We start from the raw sequence: 13,096 nt of genomic DNA, 5'->3' as shown, positions 1-13,096 counted from the left end.
GGACCCCGATGCGGGTTTGACAGCACCCGGATGCATCCCTATAGAGCGGGCTTCAATGAACACGCGTGGGCCCGCTGCGATTCCCGCAACGCTGACGCCTGCCAGATCAACAGCCTGCCCGCCGCAGGTGACATGACGGAGACGGAGCGATGAAACGCACCTACCAACCCTCGAACCTCGTCCGCAAGCGGCGTCACGGGTTCCGTGCGCGCATGGCCACCAAGGCCGGCCGCAAGATCCTGAACGCCCGCCGCGCACGTGGCCGGAAATCGCTGAGCGCGTAAGTCGCGCCAGCTGAAGACCGATGACACCGCCGGAGACCGACGCCAAGGGGGCTTGTTCCCCGCAGGCCGAAGCGTCTCCGGCGGTTTCCGTTTGCCCGGAGCCAGCCGCGGGGACCGTGGGACTGGCCGCTGATGCGGCGCCAGAACAGGCCCCCGCACAGGCCCCCGAACAGGCGCGTGCAAAGCCGCGTCCCGTGCCCAAGCCGCTCATCGCCAGCGCCCCTGCCCTCACCGTGATGCGGACCCGCGCCGAGTTCCTCGCCGCGGCCCGTGCCCGGCGTCAGGGCACCGGTTCGATGATGGTGCAGGCCCGCAAGCGTCGCGACGACGACCCCGTCGAGGGCATTCGCGTCGGCTTCACCTGTTCCAAGAAGGTCGGCAATGCCGTCGCCCGCAACCGCGCCAAGCGCCGGCTGCGCGAGGCCGCCCGCGCGGTTCTGCCGCATACCGGACAGCCTGGCTGGGATTATGTCCTGATCGGGCGTGCCGACACCACCGCGGGGCGTCCGTTCGACAAGATGTGTGACGACCTGCGCTATGCCCTTCGGAAACTTCACGAGAAACCCTGATGTGCGGCCCTGACGCCCATAGCCACGGCACGGACAGCGCGGCGCCTGCGCGCATGACGCCGCTGGCTTACGTGCTCTCGCTGCCGATCCGGGCCTACCGGCTGACCTTCTCGTCCTACGTGGGCTTCAACTGCCGCTACGATCCGACCTGTTCCGCCTATGCGATGGAGGCCCTGCGCCGCCATGGCGGGATCAAGGGCGGCTGGCTGACCTTCCGCCGCGTGCTGCGCTGCCATCCCTGGGGCGGTTTCGGCGTGGACGACGTGCCGAAGTGATCCGTCAGCCGGGGGGTTCCGCCTCCGGCGCGGTCTCGAAGGCCCCGACGCGCTCCACGTGCCAGACGCCCTCGCCGCCGCTTTCCGCGATGATCTCGGGCGACAGCAGCACGAAGGCGGCATTCACCTCCTGCCATGCCTCGGCGGGCACCTCCCGCAGGCGGAACCGGTCGCGGACGAAGCTGCCTTCCTGTGCGACTTCCGCCAGTTGGTCGAGGATATCCGCGCGGAAGACATAGGCGCCGTCGAAATCCACCGATTGCAAGCCCGCCCCGGTGAAATCCACGTCCAGCAGCACCGCACCGCGGAACGTCGTCGCCCCAAGGCTCGCCCCCGCAAAGCTGACCCCGTGCAGCGCCGCCCGGTCAAAGACCATCGCCCCGCCGTTCAGCTGCGAGAAATCGCTCTGCGCGATCACCGCCTCGCTGAAATCCGCCCCGGACAGCCCGGTGACCATGAGTTCATCGCTCTCTGCGTTATAGGGCGCCGCCGCCTCGCGGTAGGGCAGCCCGCGAAACTGGCTCGCGCTGATCCGCGCGCCGCGGAATCGCGTGTTCTCCATTGCGGCGCCCGCGAAATCGGTCTGGCTGATCTGGGCCCGGTCGAAGCTGGCAAAGCTCAACTGCGCGCCCTGCAGGGTCAGCCCCAGCAGGTGGATATCCTCCGCATGGGCAAAGGAGAGATCGAGGCCGAAAAAATTGAGCAGCCCGTAATCCCGGAGCCCGGCGCGCATCAGGACCTCAAGCAGCGCCGCCCGCTCGGGGCTGGCAGGCCGGTCGATCAGGGCATCCTGCTCGGGCGGGTCGCGCCAGTCGAGGCCAGCCGCCATCGTGTCATAAGTCTGTGTCAGGTCGCCCCGGCGGCTCTCCATCGCGACCCGCAGCTTGTCGCGGTCGTCGTGCGCCCGGTAGGGCGGCAGGATGAAGCGATAGGGCTTGGCCGCCCGGGAGGCAGAGGTGATCCGCATGATCAGGCTGGGCCCGAGGTCGAGGTAGGGATTGAGTACCCCCACGAGGCTCGCCGCATCCGCGTCCTGCGTGCCGCCGCTGTCCTGCGCCAGCCGCGCGCCGCGCCGCTCCATCGCGCCGCCCAGCAGGTTCGCGATCTCGGTGATCTGCACGGCGATCTCGGCATTGCGCTGCGCCTCGGCCAGCTGCACCTGCTGCACCAGCAGTTCGGTCTGGGTGGCTACGCGGGTGTTCTGCTCCTGCAACAGCTGGTTCTGCTTGAAGAGAAGCGCCGTCCCCGCCAGCGCCGCCATGGCCGCGATCAGCCCGGTGAGCGAGGCCACGATCCAGCGCCGCGTCGAGAGCCAGGCATAGCGGGCCAGCGTCATCTGTACGAAGCGCCGCGCCGCCGCGGTGGCCTTGGGCGCATCGCGCCCCAGCGCCGCGTCCGCCACGTCCGACAGCGGGGAGGCGAAAAGCTCGATCTGGGTCGAGGCCACGCCGAAGAGCGCCCGCAGGATCGGCTTGCGCAGCGCGAAGACCAGCGCCGAGACCAGCGTCACCACGAAGAGCGCGGCAAGGAAGATCGTCACCACCAGCGAGGCGCTGCCCTCCAGCAGCGCATAGCCCGAGAAGGCGAGCATGATCCCGGCGGCCAGGCCAAAGCCGAAGATCAGCATCCCGAAGACGCTGTTCATCGTCTTGGACACGCCCTGAGGTTCCTCCGGGGGGTCCTGCGCCTCGGGCGTCTGGTCCAAGGGATGCTCCTGAAAAGGGACGGATCGAAATAGCCTTGAGGCCAGCGTGGCAAAGCCCCGCCCGCATTTCAAGCATGCCCTGCCGCCCCCGCCGATTTGACTTCCCTTGCGCCCTTGGTTCTGGCATCACCCCGCCCATGCTCGACGACGCTGACGATATCCACGCGCTGTTCCACGGCGCGCCCAAGACGACGGAGTTCAAGAAACTCCGCAAACGCATCGTGCAACACACGCGCGAGGCGGTGGATCAATACGGCATGATCGAGCGTGGCGCCAAGTGGCTGGTCTGCCTCTCCGGCGGCAAGGACAGCTACACGCTGCTCGCCGTTCTGCACGAGTTGCAGTGGCGCGGCCTGCTGCCGGTCGAACTGCTGGCCTGCAACCTCGATCAGGGGCAGCCCGGCTTCCCGGCCACCGTCCTGCCCGAGTTCCTCGAAAAGATGGGCGTTCCGCACCGGATCGAGTATCAGGACACCTATTCCATCGTCATGGACAAGGTGCCCGCGGGCCGGACCTACTGCGCGCTCTGCTCGCGGCTGCGCCGGGGCAACCTCTACCGCATCGCGCGGGAAGAAGGCTGCTCCGCCGTGGTTCTCGGCCATCACCGCGACGACATCCTCGAGACGTTCTTCATGAACCTCTTCCACGGCTCGCGGCTGGCCACCATGCCGCCGAAGCTGGTGAACGAGGAAGGCGATCTCTTCGTCTACCGTCCCCTCGCCCATGTGGCCGAGGCGGATTGCGAGAAATTCGCCCGCGCGATGAACTACCCGATCATCCCCTGCGACCTCTGCGGGTCGCAGGACGGGCTTCAGCGCCAGCAGGTGAAAGCGATCCTCGACGGTTGGGAAAAGAACGCCCCGGGGCGTCGGCAGAAGATGTTCCGGGCCCTGATGAACACGCGGCCCTCGCATCTGCTGGACCCGAAACTCTTTGATTTCGCAGGTCTTACCCGGGGCGCCGGTGCGCCGGAAAGCCCCGACGACGGCATCCCCAACCTCTGACCTTCCCGGGTTAATCCTCTGTTCAGACCGTGCGCGTAGCCTTTCCGTGACGAGAAAGGAAACCCGATGCCCGGTCCCAGACTCCCGACGCTGCTGGCGCGCATCCGCGCGGCCATGACCGGGCCACATATGCTGGCCTTCCTCCCCGCCGCGACGCTCGGCGCCTTCTGGCTCGGGGGGGAGGTGCTGCTGTTCATCGTCTCGCTCGCGATCCCCGCGCTCTTCGGCCTGCTGATCGGCTTCGGGCCGCCGCCGCCCCTCAAGCATCGGGCCAGCGATTCCGTGACCGGCCTGCCGGCGCCCGACACGCTGGAACGCATGTTGAACCGTGTGCTCAGCGACAGCCCGGGCGCGCGTGCGGGCACGGCCTGCTTCCAGGTCCGGATCGACGATTTCGATGTCGTCCTCGACCGCTACGGTCAGGCCGCCGGGGAAACGCTGCTGCACCGCACCGCCGACCGGCTGCGGGGGGCGCTACGCGAGGCGGATGTCATCGTGCGGATGGGCGATGCGCAGTTCGGCATCGGGATTGCGCCGGTGACCCACCTCGACCTTGAAGTGGCGATCCAGATGGCCGCCCGGCTGCAATCCGCGGTGGAGGAGCCGATCTCTCTCGATTCGACGGTGATCTACATCTCCTGTTCCGTCGGCTTCTGCCTCGGCTCCCGCGCGCCGCGCCGCACCGCCGCCGTCCTGATCGAGGCGGCCGGCGAGGCCCTGCGCGAAGCGGCGAACACCGCGCCCTCGTCGATCCGCGCCTGGTCCGAGGAAATGCGCCAGACGCGCCGCGGCCGGGATCTCGGCACCGACGAGGCCGCCGCCGCGCTGGAGAACGGCCAGATCGTCGCCTTCTTCCAGCCGCAGGTCTCGACCGACACCGGGCAGGTCAGCGGGCTGGAAAGCCTTGCCCGCTGGCAACACCCGCAGCGCGGCCTGATCGGCCCCGGGGAATTCCTGCCCCTGCTCGAACAGGCCGGCCTGCTGGAACGCCTGGGCGAGGTCATGCTCACCAACGCCCTGAAGAGCCTGCAGGGCTGGGATCGGGCCGGGCTGAAACTGCCGATGGTCGGGGTGAATTTCACCGGGCAGGAGCTGCTGAACCCCCGCCTCATCGACAAGGTCCGCTGGGAGTTGGACCGCTTCGACATCGCGGCCGAACGGCTCTGCGTCGAGGTTCTGGAAACCGTTGTCGCCGCCTCCCCCGATGACATCGTGGCGCGCAATATCAACGGCTTGGCGAAACTCGGCTGCCGCATCGACCTGGACGATTTCGGCACGGGCCATGCCTCCATCTCCTCCATCCGCCGCTTCGCGGTCGAGCGGATCAAGATCGACCGGAGCTTCGTGCTTAAGGTCGACCGGGATGCCGAACAACAGCGCATGGTGGCAGCGATCCTGACCATGGCGGAACGGCTCGGCCTCGACACGCTGGCCGAAGGGGTCGAGACGGCAGGGGAACATGCGATGCTGGCGCAGCTCGGCTGTGGCCATGTTCAGGGCTACGGCATCGCCCGCCCGATGCCCGGAGACCAGGTGCGGGACTGGATGATGACCTATACCGCGGGGCTCGGCTCGCCCCCGGAAATCGGCCATCGCACCGGCTGACCGCCCCGCCCCGACCTAGGCTGAACGCACCCCCCCGCCGCGAGGGCGCTGCCCGCCGCAGACGCACCGGCCGTGGTGCGCCCCCGAAACCGGGTGACATCGCCGTGAGAACCGGTGCGGAATCGGCGCGGAACGCTTGGTTTCCCTAGAATGAGCTTGACCTTTCGTGCCGCGAAATGTTGAACCGCCCCTGACTTCTTCCAAGGTAAGGGCGGCTTTCTCTGATGGACAATCAGAACAAGAACCTACTTCTCGCGACCGTGCTCAGCGGGCTTGTCATCGTCGGCTGGACGGTGCTGTTCCCGCCGAGCCCCGCCGTGGACCCCAACGCCCCGGCCGAGACGACCACCTCGGCCAGCGATCAGACCGCGGGCAGCACCGCGCTGACCCCGGGCGCCGAGACCCCCTCGGGCACGGCCGCCGGCGCCACTGCGCCGGGCGAGATGAACGCCACCCAGACCGCCGAGGCCCAGGCCGCGCGCGTCACCATCGACACGCCCCGCATCTCCGGCTCGATCTCGATGCTGGGCGGCCGTCTCGATGACGTCGAGCTGAAGGACTACCATGTCGAGCTCAGCGACGCCTCGCCCCTCGTCACGCTGATGAGCCCGGTCGGCTCTCAGGACCCCTATTACGCGCTCTTCGGCTGGGCCGCGGGTGAAGGCGTCGACGCCTCCGCCGTGCCCGGGCCGGATACGCTGTGGCAGGCCGAGGACGGCGCCACCCTGACCCCGGACACCCCGGTCACCCTGACCTGGGACAACGGCGCGGGCCTCGTCTTCCGCCGCGAATACGCGGTCGACCCCGACTACATGTTCACCGTGACCCAGTCGGTGGAGAACACCACCGACGCGGCCGTCAGCCTGCGCCCCTACGGCCTGCTGCGCCGCCACGGCGAACCCTCGACCCTGCAGAACTTCTTCGTGCTGCACGAAGGCCTCGTCCGGATGTCGGACGGCACGCTGCAGGAAGAGAAATACAAGAAGATGACCGAATTCGACACCGACACGCGCGAAGGCGCGCCGGCGGATCGTGTCGAGGTCACCGAGAACGGCTGGATCGGCTTCACCGATCACTACTGGATGTCGACGCTGATCCCCCAGCAGGGCCAGCCGTTCCGTTCCGTCGCCAAGTACTACCCCAACGCCGACATCTACCAGACCGAGGCGGTCATGCCGCTGCAGGAGGTCGCCCCCGGTGCGATCGGCGTCTCCGAGACCCGGCTCTTTGCCGGTGCCAAGGAAACCGACACCATCCGTCACTACCAGGACGACGAAGGTGTCGAGGGCTTCATCGACTCGATCGACTGGGGCTGGTTCTTCTTCCTGACCAAACCGATCTTCGCCGTGCTGCACTGGATCTCGGTCTTCTTCGAGGGTCTGGGCCTTAAGGGCCACATGGGCTGGGCGATCATCGCGCTGACCATCCTGCTTAAGGCGCTGCTCTTCCCGCTGGCCTACAAGTCCTACGCTTCGATGGCGAAGATGAAGGAACTGCAGCCGCAGATGGAGAAGCTGAAGGAGCGCGCAGGCGACGACCGTCAGAAGCTCCAGAAGGAGATGATGGAGCTCTACAAGAAGGAAAAGGTGAACCCCGCCGCAGGCTGCCTGCCGATCCTGCTGCAGATCCCGATCTTCTTCTCGCTCTACAAGGTGATCTTCGTCACGATCGAACTGCGGCACGCCGCCTGGATCGGCTGGATCCGCGACCTGTCGGCGCCCGATCCCTCGTCGATCCTGAACCTCTTCGGCCTGCTCAGCTTCACCCCTCCGGGCCCGGACAGCTTCCTGCATATCCTCAGCCTCGGCGTGCTGCCGATCCTGCTGGGTATCTCCATGTGGCTGCAACAGAAGTTGAACCCGGCACCCGCCGACAAGTCGCAGGCGATGATCTTTGCCTGGATGCCCTGGGTCTTCATGTTCATGCTGGGCAAGTTCGCCTCCGGCCTGGTGCTCTACTGGATCACCAACAACACGATCACCTTCATCCAGCAGTACACGATCATGCGGAGCCACGGGTTCAAGCCTGACGTCTTCGGCAACATCAAGAACTCGATGAAGTTCGGCAAGAAAGACGCCGGCAAGAAGGCCGGGGACAAGAAGTAATGGCCCGCCTCGCCGCCATCTGGCGCCATCCGGTCAAGGGTGTGGGGGCCGAGCCCCTCACCCGCACCGGGCTGGAGGCGGCGCGGCCCCTGCCCGGTGACCGGGCCTGGGCCATCCTCACGGGCGAGGCGCAGGCCACGGGCGAGTGGATGCCCTGCCGCAACTTCGCCCGCGGCTGCTATGCCCCGCGGCTCATGGCCGTGAAGGCGGACAGCCACGACGATGGGCGGATCACCTTCCGCCATCCCGATCAGGCGCCGATCACCCTCGACCCCGCCCACGACGGCGGGCAGCTGGTCGACTGGATCGCGCCGCTCTATTCCGACGACCGCCCCGCCCCGCGGGAGCTGGTCGCAGCGCCCGCGCAGGGCATGACCGATGCGGACTTCCCCTCGGTCGCTCTGCTGGGACGCGCCTCGCTGGAGGCGCTCTCTGCCGCCTGTGGCGCAGAGCTGGACGAACGCCGCTTTCGCGGCAATCTTTGGATCGAGGGGCTGGAGCCCTTCGCGGAATTCGACTGGGTCGGCCGGCGGCTGACCCTCGGCGGGGCCGAACTTGAAGTGGTGGAACGGATCGGGCGCTGCCGCGCCACCGAGGCCAACCCCGAGACCGGCACCCGCGACGTAAACACGCTGAAAGCCCTGCGGGAGCATTTCGGCCATACTGATTTCGGCGTCTACGCCCGCGTGATCCGCGGGGGCGAGATTGCCCTTGGTGACGAAGTGGTCCTGTCATGAGCGCCCCCCTGCCCTTCCCCCTGGCCGAAGAGCCCGACGACACCACCCGCGAAGCGGGCCGGATGCTGTTTGCCACCGGGGCCGAGTTCCTCAAGGGCGTCGTGGCCATGAACGGCCTGCCCCCCGCTGACCGGCTGGAGGTCTGCTTTGCCGGGCGCTCCAACGTGGGCAAGTCGACGCTGATCAACGCGCTGACCGGGCGCAAGGCGCTTGCGCGCGCCTCCAACACGCCGGGCCGTACGCAGGAGATCAACTTCTTCACGCTGGCCGACAGCCACTACCTCGTCGACCTTCCGGGCTATGGCTATGCCAACGCGCCACTGGCCGTGGTGGAGAAGTGGCAGCGCCTGCTGAAGCAGTACCTTTCGGGCCGCCAGACCCTGCGCCGGGCCTTCGTGCTGATCGACACGCGCCACGGGGTGAAGCCGGTGGACGAGGAGATCATGGCGCTGCTGGACAGCTCCGCCGTGACCTTCCAAGTGGTGATGACCAAGGCAGACAAGGTGAAGGTCACCGACCGGGAGAAGATCCTGACGCAGGTCCGCGGCGCCCTCGCCAAGCACCCGGCGGCCTATCCCGAGATCGTGCTGACCTCCTCCGAGAAGGGCGACGGGGTCGAAACCCTGCGCGCGATCATCGCCGGACTGACCTGAGGCATCGGCCTCGGCGGCGGGCCTCAGCGCTCGGCCCTATCATTCGGCCCGATCAACTGTCCTGAGACGCGGCGCCCGCGTCGCGGAACCTATGGTTCAGAAGTGGTAGCTGATGCGGGCCGTGATCGCGTTCACGCCCAGTGCCCCGCCGCCGCCCTTGAAGTCGTTGAACTCGTGGTGGGTCAGCTCGCCCCCTACGGAGAAGGGCCCATAGACCTTCACGTCGACGCCCACGCCGACCATCCAGCCGACATCGTCCCCGAAGGACCCCGAGGCGTAGGAGATCCCCGCGACCCCGTACCAGAGTACGTCTCCCATGCTCTGCCCGAAGCGGAGCTTGAGGCTGGTCAGATCGCTGAGGTCCCCGCCGGGAACCTCGATCCCTGTATCGGTCCATTGCAACTCGGTGCCCCAGACCATGGTCCCGTTGGACCAGTCGCGCCCGGCATGGAGCGAGCGCATTCCCTCGTCGCGGGTGTCCCCGAAGGCGAGGCCTAGATTGCCACCTGCATAGAAACCGTCCCATGCGTGCCGGGACTGGGCGGAGGCCATACCAGCCAGAAGACAGGCGGCGGTTGCGGCGAAGGCGAGAGATGTGCGGCGCATGATAGTGTTCCCCGATCTCAACTTCTCGTGTGGGGGTAACGCCGAAACTTGCCGATAAGTTCCCCGCGGGCCGGCAGGGTCCCGCCGGGGCGGCCCGCGGCGGTAAGCGTGGCAGGCCGCGGGCACGAAAAAGCCCGGTCCGCCGGGGGAGGCGGGCCGGGCCGTTGGCTTCCGATCTCGGGGCGAGGATCAGAAGCGGTAGTTCACGCGGGCTGCGAGGGTGTTGCCGCTGGCGTCCACACCGGTGCCGTCGAAGTCATCGAAGCCGTGGTAGAGGTATTCACCACCGACCGAGATCGTGTCGGTCAGCATGTGTTCGACGCCTGCACCGACAACGTAGCCAGTGTCTTCGCCGCCATCGACCCAAGCGCGCTCTGCACCACCGGTGGCGTAGATCAGGGTCTGGCCGAGGTCGTAGCCAACGCGGGCTTTCGCGGCCAGCAGGCTGTCGACGTCCACGCCGCCGACGCTCAGGTTGGTGCCGGAGTAGGCCAGTTCACCACCAAGCACCCAGTTGCCGAAGTCGTAGTCGTAACCGCCTTGGATGCCATAGGCCATGCCGTCGTCATCGACGCTGCCGGCTTCGCCGTTGGCCCAGCCGAGGCTCAGACCTGCATAGCCGCCGGTCCAGTCGTTGCCATATGCAACGGGTGCGGCTTGCACGGGGGTGATTGCGGGTTCCATGGGCGCCGGCTCGAGGCTGCCTGCGAGGGCGGGCGACGCGAGGGCAGTGGCGGCGGCAAGGGAAATTGCAGTGATACGGATCATGTCTTTCGTCTCCATCGTTCGGGCCTTTGGCCCTTTCGTGCCCGGCATCCGGCCGGGTTCGGTTGCTCGATCGTTTCAGTGGCAGCGGGGATGAGCATGACTCGCTCGCTGCACTGATTGGACAACGCTGAGATAGCAGTTGGGTTTCTTTTCGGTAGAGGGTGGCCGGGTCGTAGGCTTGAAGCAGCCTATGCCGAAGCAGGCCGCGAAATCGGCCCGTGTGAAGCGTTTCGATCCGTCGCGAGAATCGACTAGCGTCATGTTTTTGTTACGTTAAATTTTCAAGGACACGACTTCGTGTCGGCCAATCTTGGCTGATGCCTCGCGGGTCTGACGGCCCCCGTTTCCGGAGCTGAGACAAAGCCCCCGCCCCGCTCTCACATGACCCAGCGGAACCCGCGAAAAACCGCGGAACCAGACCGGCAGCGGCGGTTCGGCAGGGTGCAAGACCGGTCCTGTCGCTCTGACGCTTGGCACCCACCGCGCGAGCGACTATCAACAGACGAACCTTGGGGAAATCCGGATGAGAAAACAGACCATGAACCGCGACTGGATCGCCACCGCCCGCACCCTCTCCGAAGCACTGCCCTACCTGCAGCGCTATGACGAGGCGATTGTCGTCGTGAAGTTCGGCGGCCATGCCATGGGCGACGACGAGGCGATGGAAACCTTCGCCCGCGACATCGTCCTGATGCGTCAGGTCGGCGTGAACCCGGTGATCGTCCACGGCGGCGGCCCCATGATCAACGAGATGCTCGACAAGCTCGAGGTGAAATCCGAGTTCGTGAAGGGCAAGCGCGTCACCGATGCCAAGACCATGGAAGTGGTCGAGATGGTCCTCTCGGGGCAGGTCAACAAGCGCATCGTTCAGGCGATCGGCGAACAGGGCGGCAAGGGCGTGGGCCTCAGCGGCAAGGACGCCAACCTGATCATCTGCGAACAGGACAACCCCGACCTCGGCTTCGTCGGCCGACCGGTGCAGATGGACACCACCATCCTGCACGCGATGTTCAAGCAGGAGATCATCCCCGTGATCGCGCCCATCGGCATGGGCCGCAACGGCGAGACCTTCAACATCAACGGCGACACCGCCGCCGGTGCCATCGCGGGCGCGCTGAAGGCCGACCGGCTGCTGCTGCTGACCGACGTGGCGGGCGTGAAGAACGCACAGGGCGAGGTCATGACCGACCTGACCGCCGCGCAGATCCGCGAGATGACCGACGACGGCACCATCGCGGGCGGCATGATCCCCAAGACCACCACCGCGCTCGACGCGATTGCCAGCGGCGTGCGCGCCGTGGTGATCCTCGACGGGCGCGCACCGAACTCGGTCCTGCTGGAGCTCTTCACCGAACACGGTGCCGGGTCGATCATCCGGGCCCGCTGAGGCAATGGGACCGGGCTGGGAGGCGCTCGCAGACGCCGCGCGCCTCCGCCACCTGCGCCTGCTGGGCGGGTTCCGGCCCGGCCCGCAGGACGACGCGCCCGAGGGCTGCGTGACGCTGCTGCTGCTGGGGCCGGATGAGCCCGGCGGCTTCTGGGCGCATTTCACCGAGCAACCCGAATACCGCGACGGGCATCCCGATCCGATGGACCGCTGGTCCGCCCGTGTGATCGGGGCATGGGCCGACGATCTGGGCGCACGCGCGCTCTATCCCTTCGGCGGCGCGCCCTATCACCCCTTCTATCGCTGGGCCGTATCGGCGGGCGTCGCCGCCCCCTCCCCCGTCCGGCTGCTCTGCGGCCCCGAGAGCGGGCTTTTCGTCTCCTTCAGGGGGGCGCTCGCCCTCAACTGGCCCGTGGCCCTGCCAGAGCCCGCCCCCGCGCCCTGTGGGGCCTGTGCGGCGCCCTGCGCCACGGCCTGCCCTGTGGGCGCCCTGACGCCCGACGGATACGACGTGCCTCGCTGCAAGGCCCACCTGGCCCGTCCAGAGGGCGCCGACTGCCTTCACAGGGGCTGCGCGGTCAGGCGGTCTTGCCCCCCCGGCGCGGGCTATGGCAGGGTCGAAGCGCAATCCGCTTTTCACATGCGCCATTTCCTTTGACGAGTTTCCGATGCCCCGACGCCTGATCCTGATGCGCCATGCGAAATCCAGCTGGAAGCATCCCGGGCTCTTCGACCACGCCCGCCCGCTGAACAGCCGCGGCCGATCCTCTGCCGAGGCGCTTGGCGGCTGGCTGCGTGAACGCGGCTACCTGCCCGATCAGGCGCTCGTCTCGGACGCCGTGCGGACGCAGGAGACATGGGAGCGGCTCGGCCTGGACGCGCCGATGGAACTGCGCGAGGACCTCTATCACGCGGACACGGCCACCCTGCTGGCAGCGCTGCGCGAGGCGACGGGAGACTGCGTGCTGATGCTGGGCCACAATCCCGGGCTGGGGGATTTCGCGCTCAACCTCACGGACCGCGCCCCCGCCCATCCCCGGTTCGAGGATTTCCCCACCGGGGCCACGCTTGTCGCGGATTTCGAGATCGACGACTGGGCCAAGCTGTCGCCCGGCACCGGTCAGGCGTTGGACTTCGTCATTCCGCGGGAACTGTTGGAAGACGGCGAGACGCCCGCCTGATTCATAGGGCCTGATCCCTATGGCCTGATCCATACGCCTGAGGCTGGACCAGACGCCACCGTCCGGAAAGACCCGTTGATCGCCAGACATGACAAAGGGGCCCGTGGGCCCCTTTCTGGGTTGGATATCGCCTGCGCTGCAAACCTTTGAGAAAACTGCGGAAGCGCGCCGGGGTCCTCCTTCCCGACGCGCTTCCGCCCCTCGCTGAAAGGTCAGC

Annotated in this window: 14 protein-coding genes; 11 read left to right on the top strand and 3 right to left on the bottom strand. The window is 67.4% G+C overall.

The window, feature by feature from the left end; genetic code table 11:
* Positions 1-149: 149 nt before the first annotated feature.
* From rpmH to yidD, 3 genes are read left to right on the top strand one after another with little or no spacing between them, the layout of a single operon-like run.
* Entirely contained in the window at positions 150-284 is a 135-nt protein-coding gene (gene rpmH, locus LCM32_RS20390; RefSeq protein ID WP_005980833.1) for a 50S ribosomal protein L34, read from the top strand.
* Positions 285-304: 20 nt separating this feature from the next.
* Positions 305-853 carry a ribonuclease P protein component gene (rnpA, locus tag LCM32_RS22165; protein ID WP_412070702.1) on the top strand — a complete coding sequence of 183 codons (549 nt, stop codon included), beginning with the start codon at positions 305-307 and terminating at the stop codon, positions 851-853.
* Positions 854-906: 53 nt separating this feature from the next.
* Positions 907-1,128 (top strand): membrane protein insertion efficiency factor YidD, encoded by a 222-nt coding sequence (gene yidD / locus LCM32_RS20380; protein ID WP_222493020.1) that lies wholly within the window; start codon positions 907-909, stop codon positions 1,126-1,128.
* 4 nt (positions 1,129-1,132) lie between these two features.
* On the opposite strand, the gene LCM32_RS20375 is transcribed toward yidD, so the two are convergent.
* The gene (locus tag LCM32_RS20375) at positions 1,133-2,833 is read right to left on the bottom strand and encodes a pentapeptide repeat-containing protein (RefSeq protein ID WP_224822924.1); all 1,701 of its coding nucleotides are present in this window, start codon (positions 2,831-2,833) and stop codon (positions 1,133-1,135) included.
* Positions 2,834-2,970: 137 nt separating this feature from the next.
* Between LCM32_RS20375 and ttcA the strand changes: the two genes are divergently transcribed.
* The 5 genes from ttcA to yihA all read left to right on the top strand — a co-directional run bounded on the left by ttcA (position 2,971) and on the right by yihA (position 8,937).
* Positions 2,971-3,837, top strand: a complete 867-nt coding sequence (gene ttcA / locus LCM32_RS20370; RefSeq protein ID WP_224822923.1) for a tRNA 2-thiocytidine(32) synthetase TtcA — start codon at positions 2,971-2,973, stop codon at positions 3,835-3,837.
* A gap of 66 nt (positions 3,838-3,903) precedes the next feature.
* On the top strand, positions 3,904-5,442 hold the full coding sequence (locus LCM32_RS20365; protein WP_224822922.1) for a putative bifunctional diguanylate cyclase/phosphodiesterase: 1,539 nt from the start codon (positions 3,904-3,906) through the stop codon (positions 5,440-5,442).
* Between the two features lie 224 nt (positions 5,443-5,666).
* A complete protein-coding gene (gene yidC, locus LCM32_RS20360; protein WP_224822921.1) occupies positions 5,667-7,547 on the top strand; it encodes a membrane protein insertase YidC in 1,881 nt (626 codons plus the stop codon).
* Positions 7,547-8,284 (top strand): MOSC domain-containing protein, encoded by a 738-nt coding sequence (locus LCM32_RS20355; protein WP_224822920.1) that lies wholly within the window; start codon positions 7,547-7,549, stop codon positions 8,282-8,284. The genes yidC and LCM32_RS20355 overlap by 1 nt, the downstream gene beginning before the upstream one ends.
* Positions 8,281-8,937, top strand: a complete 657-nt coding sequence (gene yihA / locus LCM32_RS20350) for a ribosome biogenesis GTP-binding protein YihA/YsxC (RefSeq protein WP_224822919.1) — start codon at positions 8,281-8,283, stop codon at positions 8,935-8,937. Before LCM32_RS20355 ends, yihA begins: the two co-directional genes overlap by 4 nt.
* Before the next feature lie 96 nt (positions 8,938-9,033).
* On the opposite strand, the gene LCM32_RS20345 is transcribed toward yihA, so the two are convergent.
* On the bottom strand, positions 9,034-9,543 hold the full coding sequence (locus LCM32_RS20345) for an outer membrane beta-barrel protein (RefSeq protein WP_224822918.1): 510 nt from the start codon (positions 9,541-9,543) through the stop codon (positions 9,034-9,036).
* Between the two features lie 189 nt (positions 9,544-9,732).
* On the bottom strand, positions 9,733-10,311 hold the full coding sequence (locus LCM32_RS20340; protein WP_224822917.1) for an outer membrane protein: 579 nt from the start codon (positions 10,309-10,311) through the stop codon (positions 9,733-9,735).
* Between the two features lie 523 nt (positions 10,312-10,834).
* Between LCM32_RS20340 and argB the strand changes: the two genes are divergently transcribed.
* Genes argB through LCM32_RS20325 form a run of 3 tightly spaced genes read left to right on the top strand, consistent with a single transcriptional unit; the run spans position 10,835 to position 12,879 of the window.
* A complete protein-coding gene (argB, locus tag LCM32_RS20335; RefSeq protein ID WP_224822916.1) occupies positions 10,835-11,698 on the top strand; it encodes an acetylglutamate kinase in 864 nt (287 codons plus the stop codon).
* 4 nt (positions 11,699-11,702) lie between these two features.
* Entirely contained in the window at positions 11,703-12,356 is a 654-nt protein-coding gene (locus LCM32_RS20330) for a ferredoxin (RefSeq protein ID WP_224822915.1), read from the top strand.
* A 10-nt stretch (positions 12,357-12,366) separates the two neighbouring features.
* Positions 12,367-12,879: a SixA phosphatase family protein gene (locus LCM32_RS20325; protein ID WP_224822914.1), complete on the top strand. Its 513-nt coding sequence runs from the start codon at positions 12,367-12,369 to the stop codon at positions 12,877-12,879.
* The last annotated feature ends 217 nt before the right edge of the window (positions 12,880-13,096 follow it).

The organism is Pseudooceanicola nanhaiensis (assembly GCF_020171315.1).
Lineage (GTDB): Bacteria > Pseudomonadota > Alphaproteobacteria > Rhodobacterales > Rhodobacteraceae > Pseudooceanicola > Pseudooceanicola nanhaiensis_A.
The sequence above is the reverse complement of the archived record's forward strand: the minus strand, read 5'-3'. Positions and strand labels throughout refer to the sequence as shown.

Coding starts and splice junctions, on each gene's coding strand:
- rpmH (WP_005980833.1), top strand. CDS start 150: ATGAAACGCACCTACCAACCCTCGAACCTCGTCCGCAAGCGGCGTCAC.
- rnpA (WP_412070702.1), top strand. CDS start 305: ATGACACCGCCGGAGACCGACGCCAAGGGGGCTTGTTCCCCGCAGGCC.
- yidD (WP_222493020.1), top strand. CDS start 907: ATGACGCCGCTGGCTTACGTGCTCTCGCTGCCGATCCGGGCCTACCGG.
- ttcA (WP_224822923.1), top strand. CDS start 2,971: ATGCTCGACGACGCTGACGATATCCACGCGCTGTTCCACGGCGCGCCC.
- LCM32_RS20365 (WP_224822922.1), top strand. CDS start 3,904: ATGCCCGGTCCCAGACTCCCGACGCTGCTGGCGCGCATCCGCGCGGCC.
- yidC (WP_224822921.1), top strand. CDS start 5,667: ATGGACAATCAGAACAAGAACCTACTTCTCGCGACCGTGCTCAGCGGG.
- LCM32_RS20355 (WP_224822920.1), top strand. CDS start 7,547: ATGGCCCGCCTCGCCGCCATCTGGCGCCATCCGGTCAAGGGTGTGGGG.
- yihA (WP_224822919.1), top strand. CDS start 8,281: ATGAGCGCCCCCCTGCCCTTCCCCCTGGCCGAAGAGCCCGACGACACC.
- LCM32_RS20345 (WP_224822918.1), bottom strand. CDS start 9,543: ATGCGCCGCACATCTCTCGCCTTCGCCGCAACCGCCGCCTGTCTTCTG.
- LCM32_RS20340 (WP_224822917.1), bottom strand. CDS start 10,311: ATGATCCGTATCACTGCAATTTCCCTTGCCGCCGCCACTGCCCTCGCG.
- argB (WP_224822916.1), top strand. CDS start 10,835: ATGAGAAAACAGACCATGAACCGCGACTGGATCGCCACCGCCCGCACC.
- LCM32_RS20330 (WP_224822915.1), top strand. CDS start 11,703: ATGGGACCGGGCTGGGAGGCGCTCGCAGACGCCGCGCGCCTCCGCCAC.
- LCM32_RS20325 (WP_224822914.1), top strand. CDS start 12,367: ATGCCCCGACGCCTGATCCTGATGCGCCATGCGAAATCCAGCTGGAAG.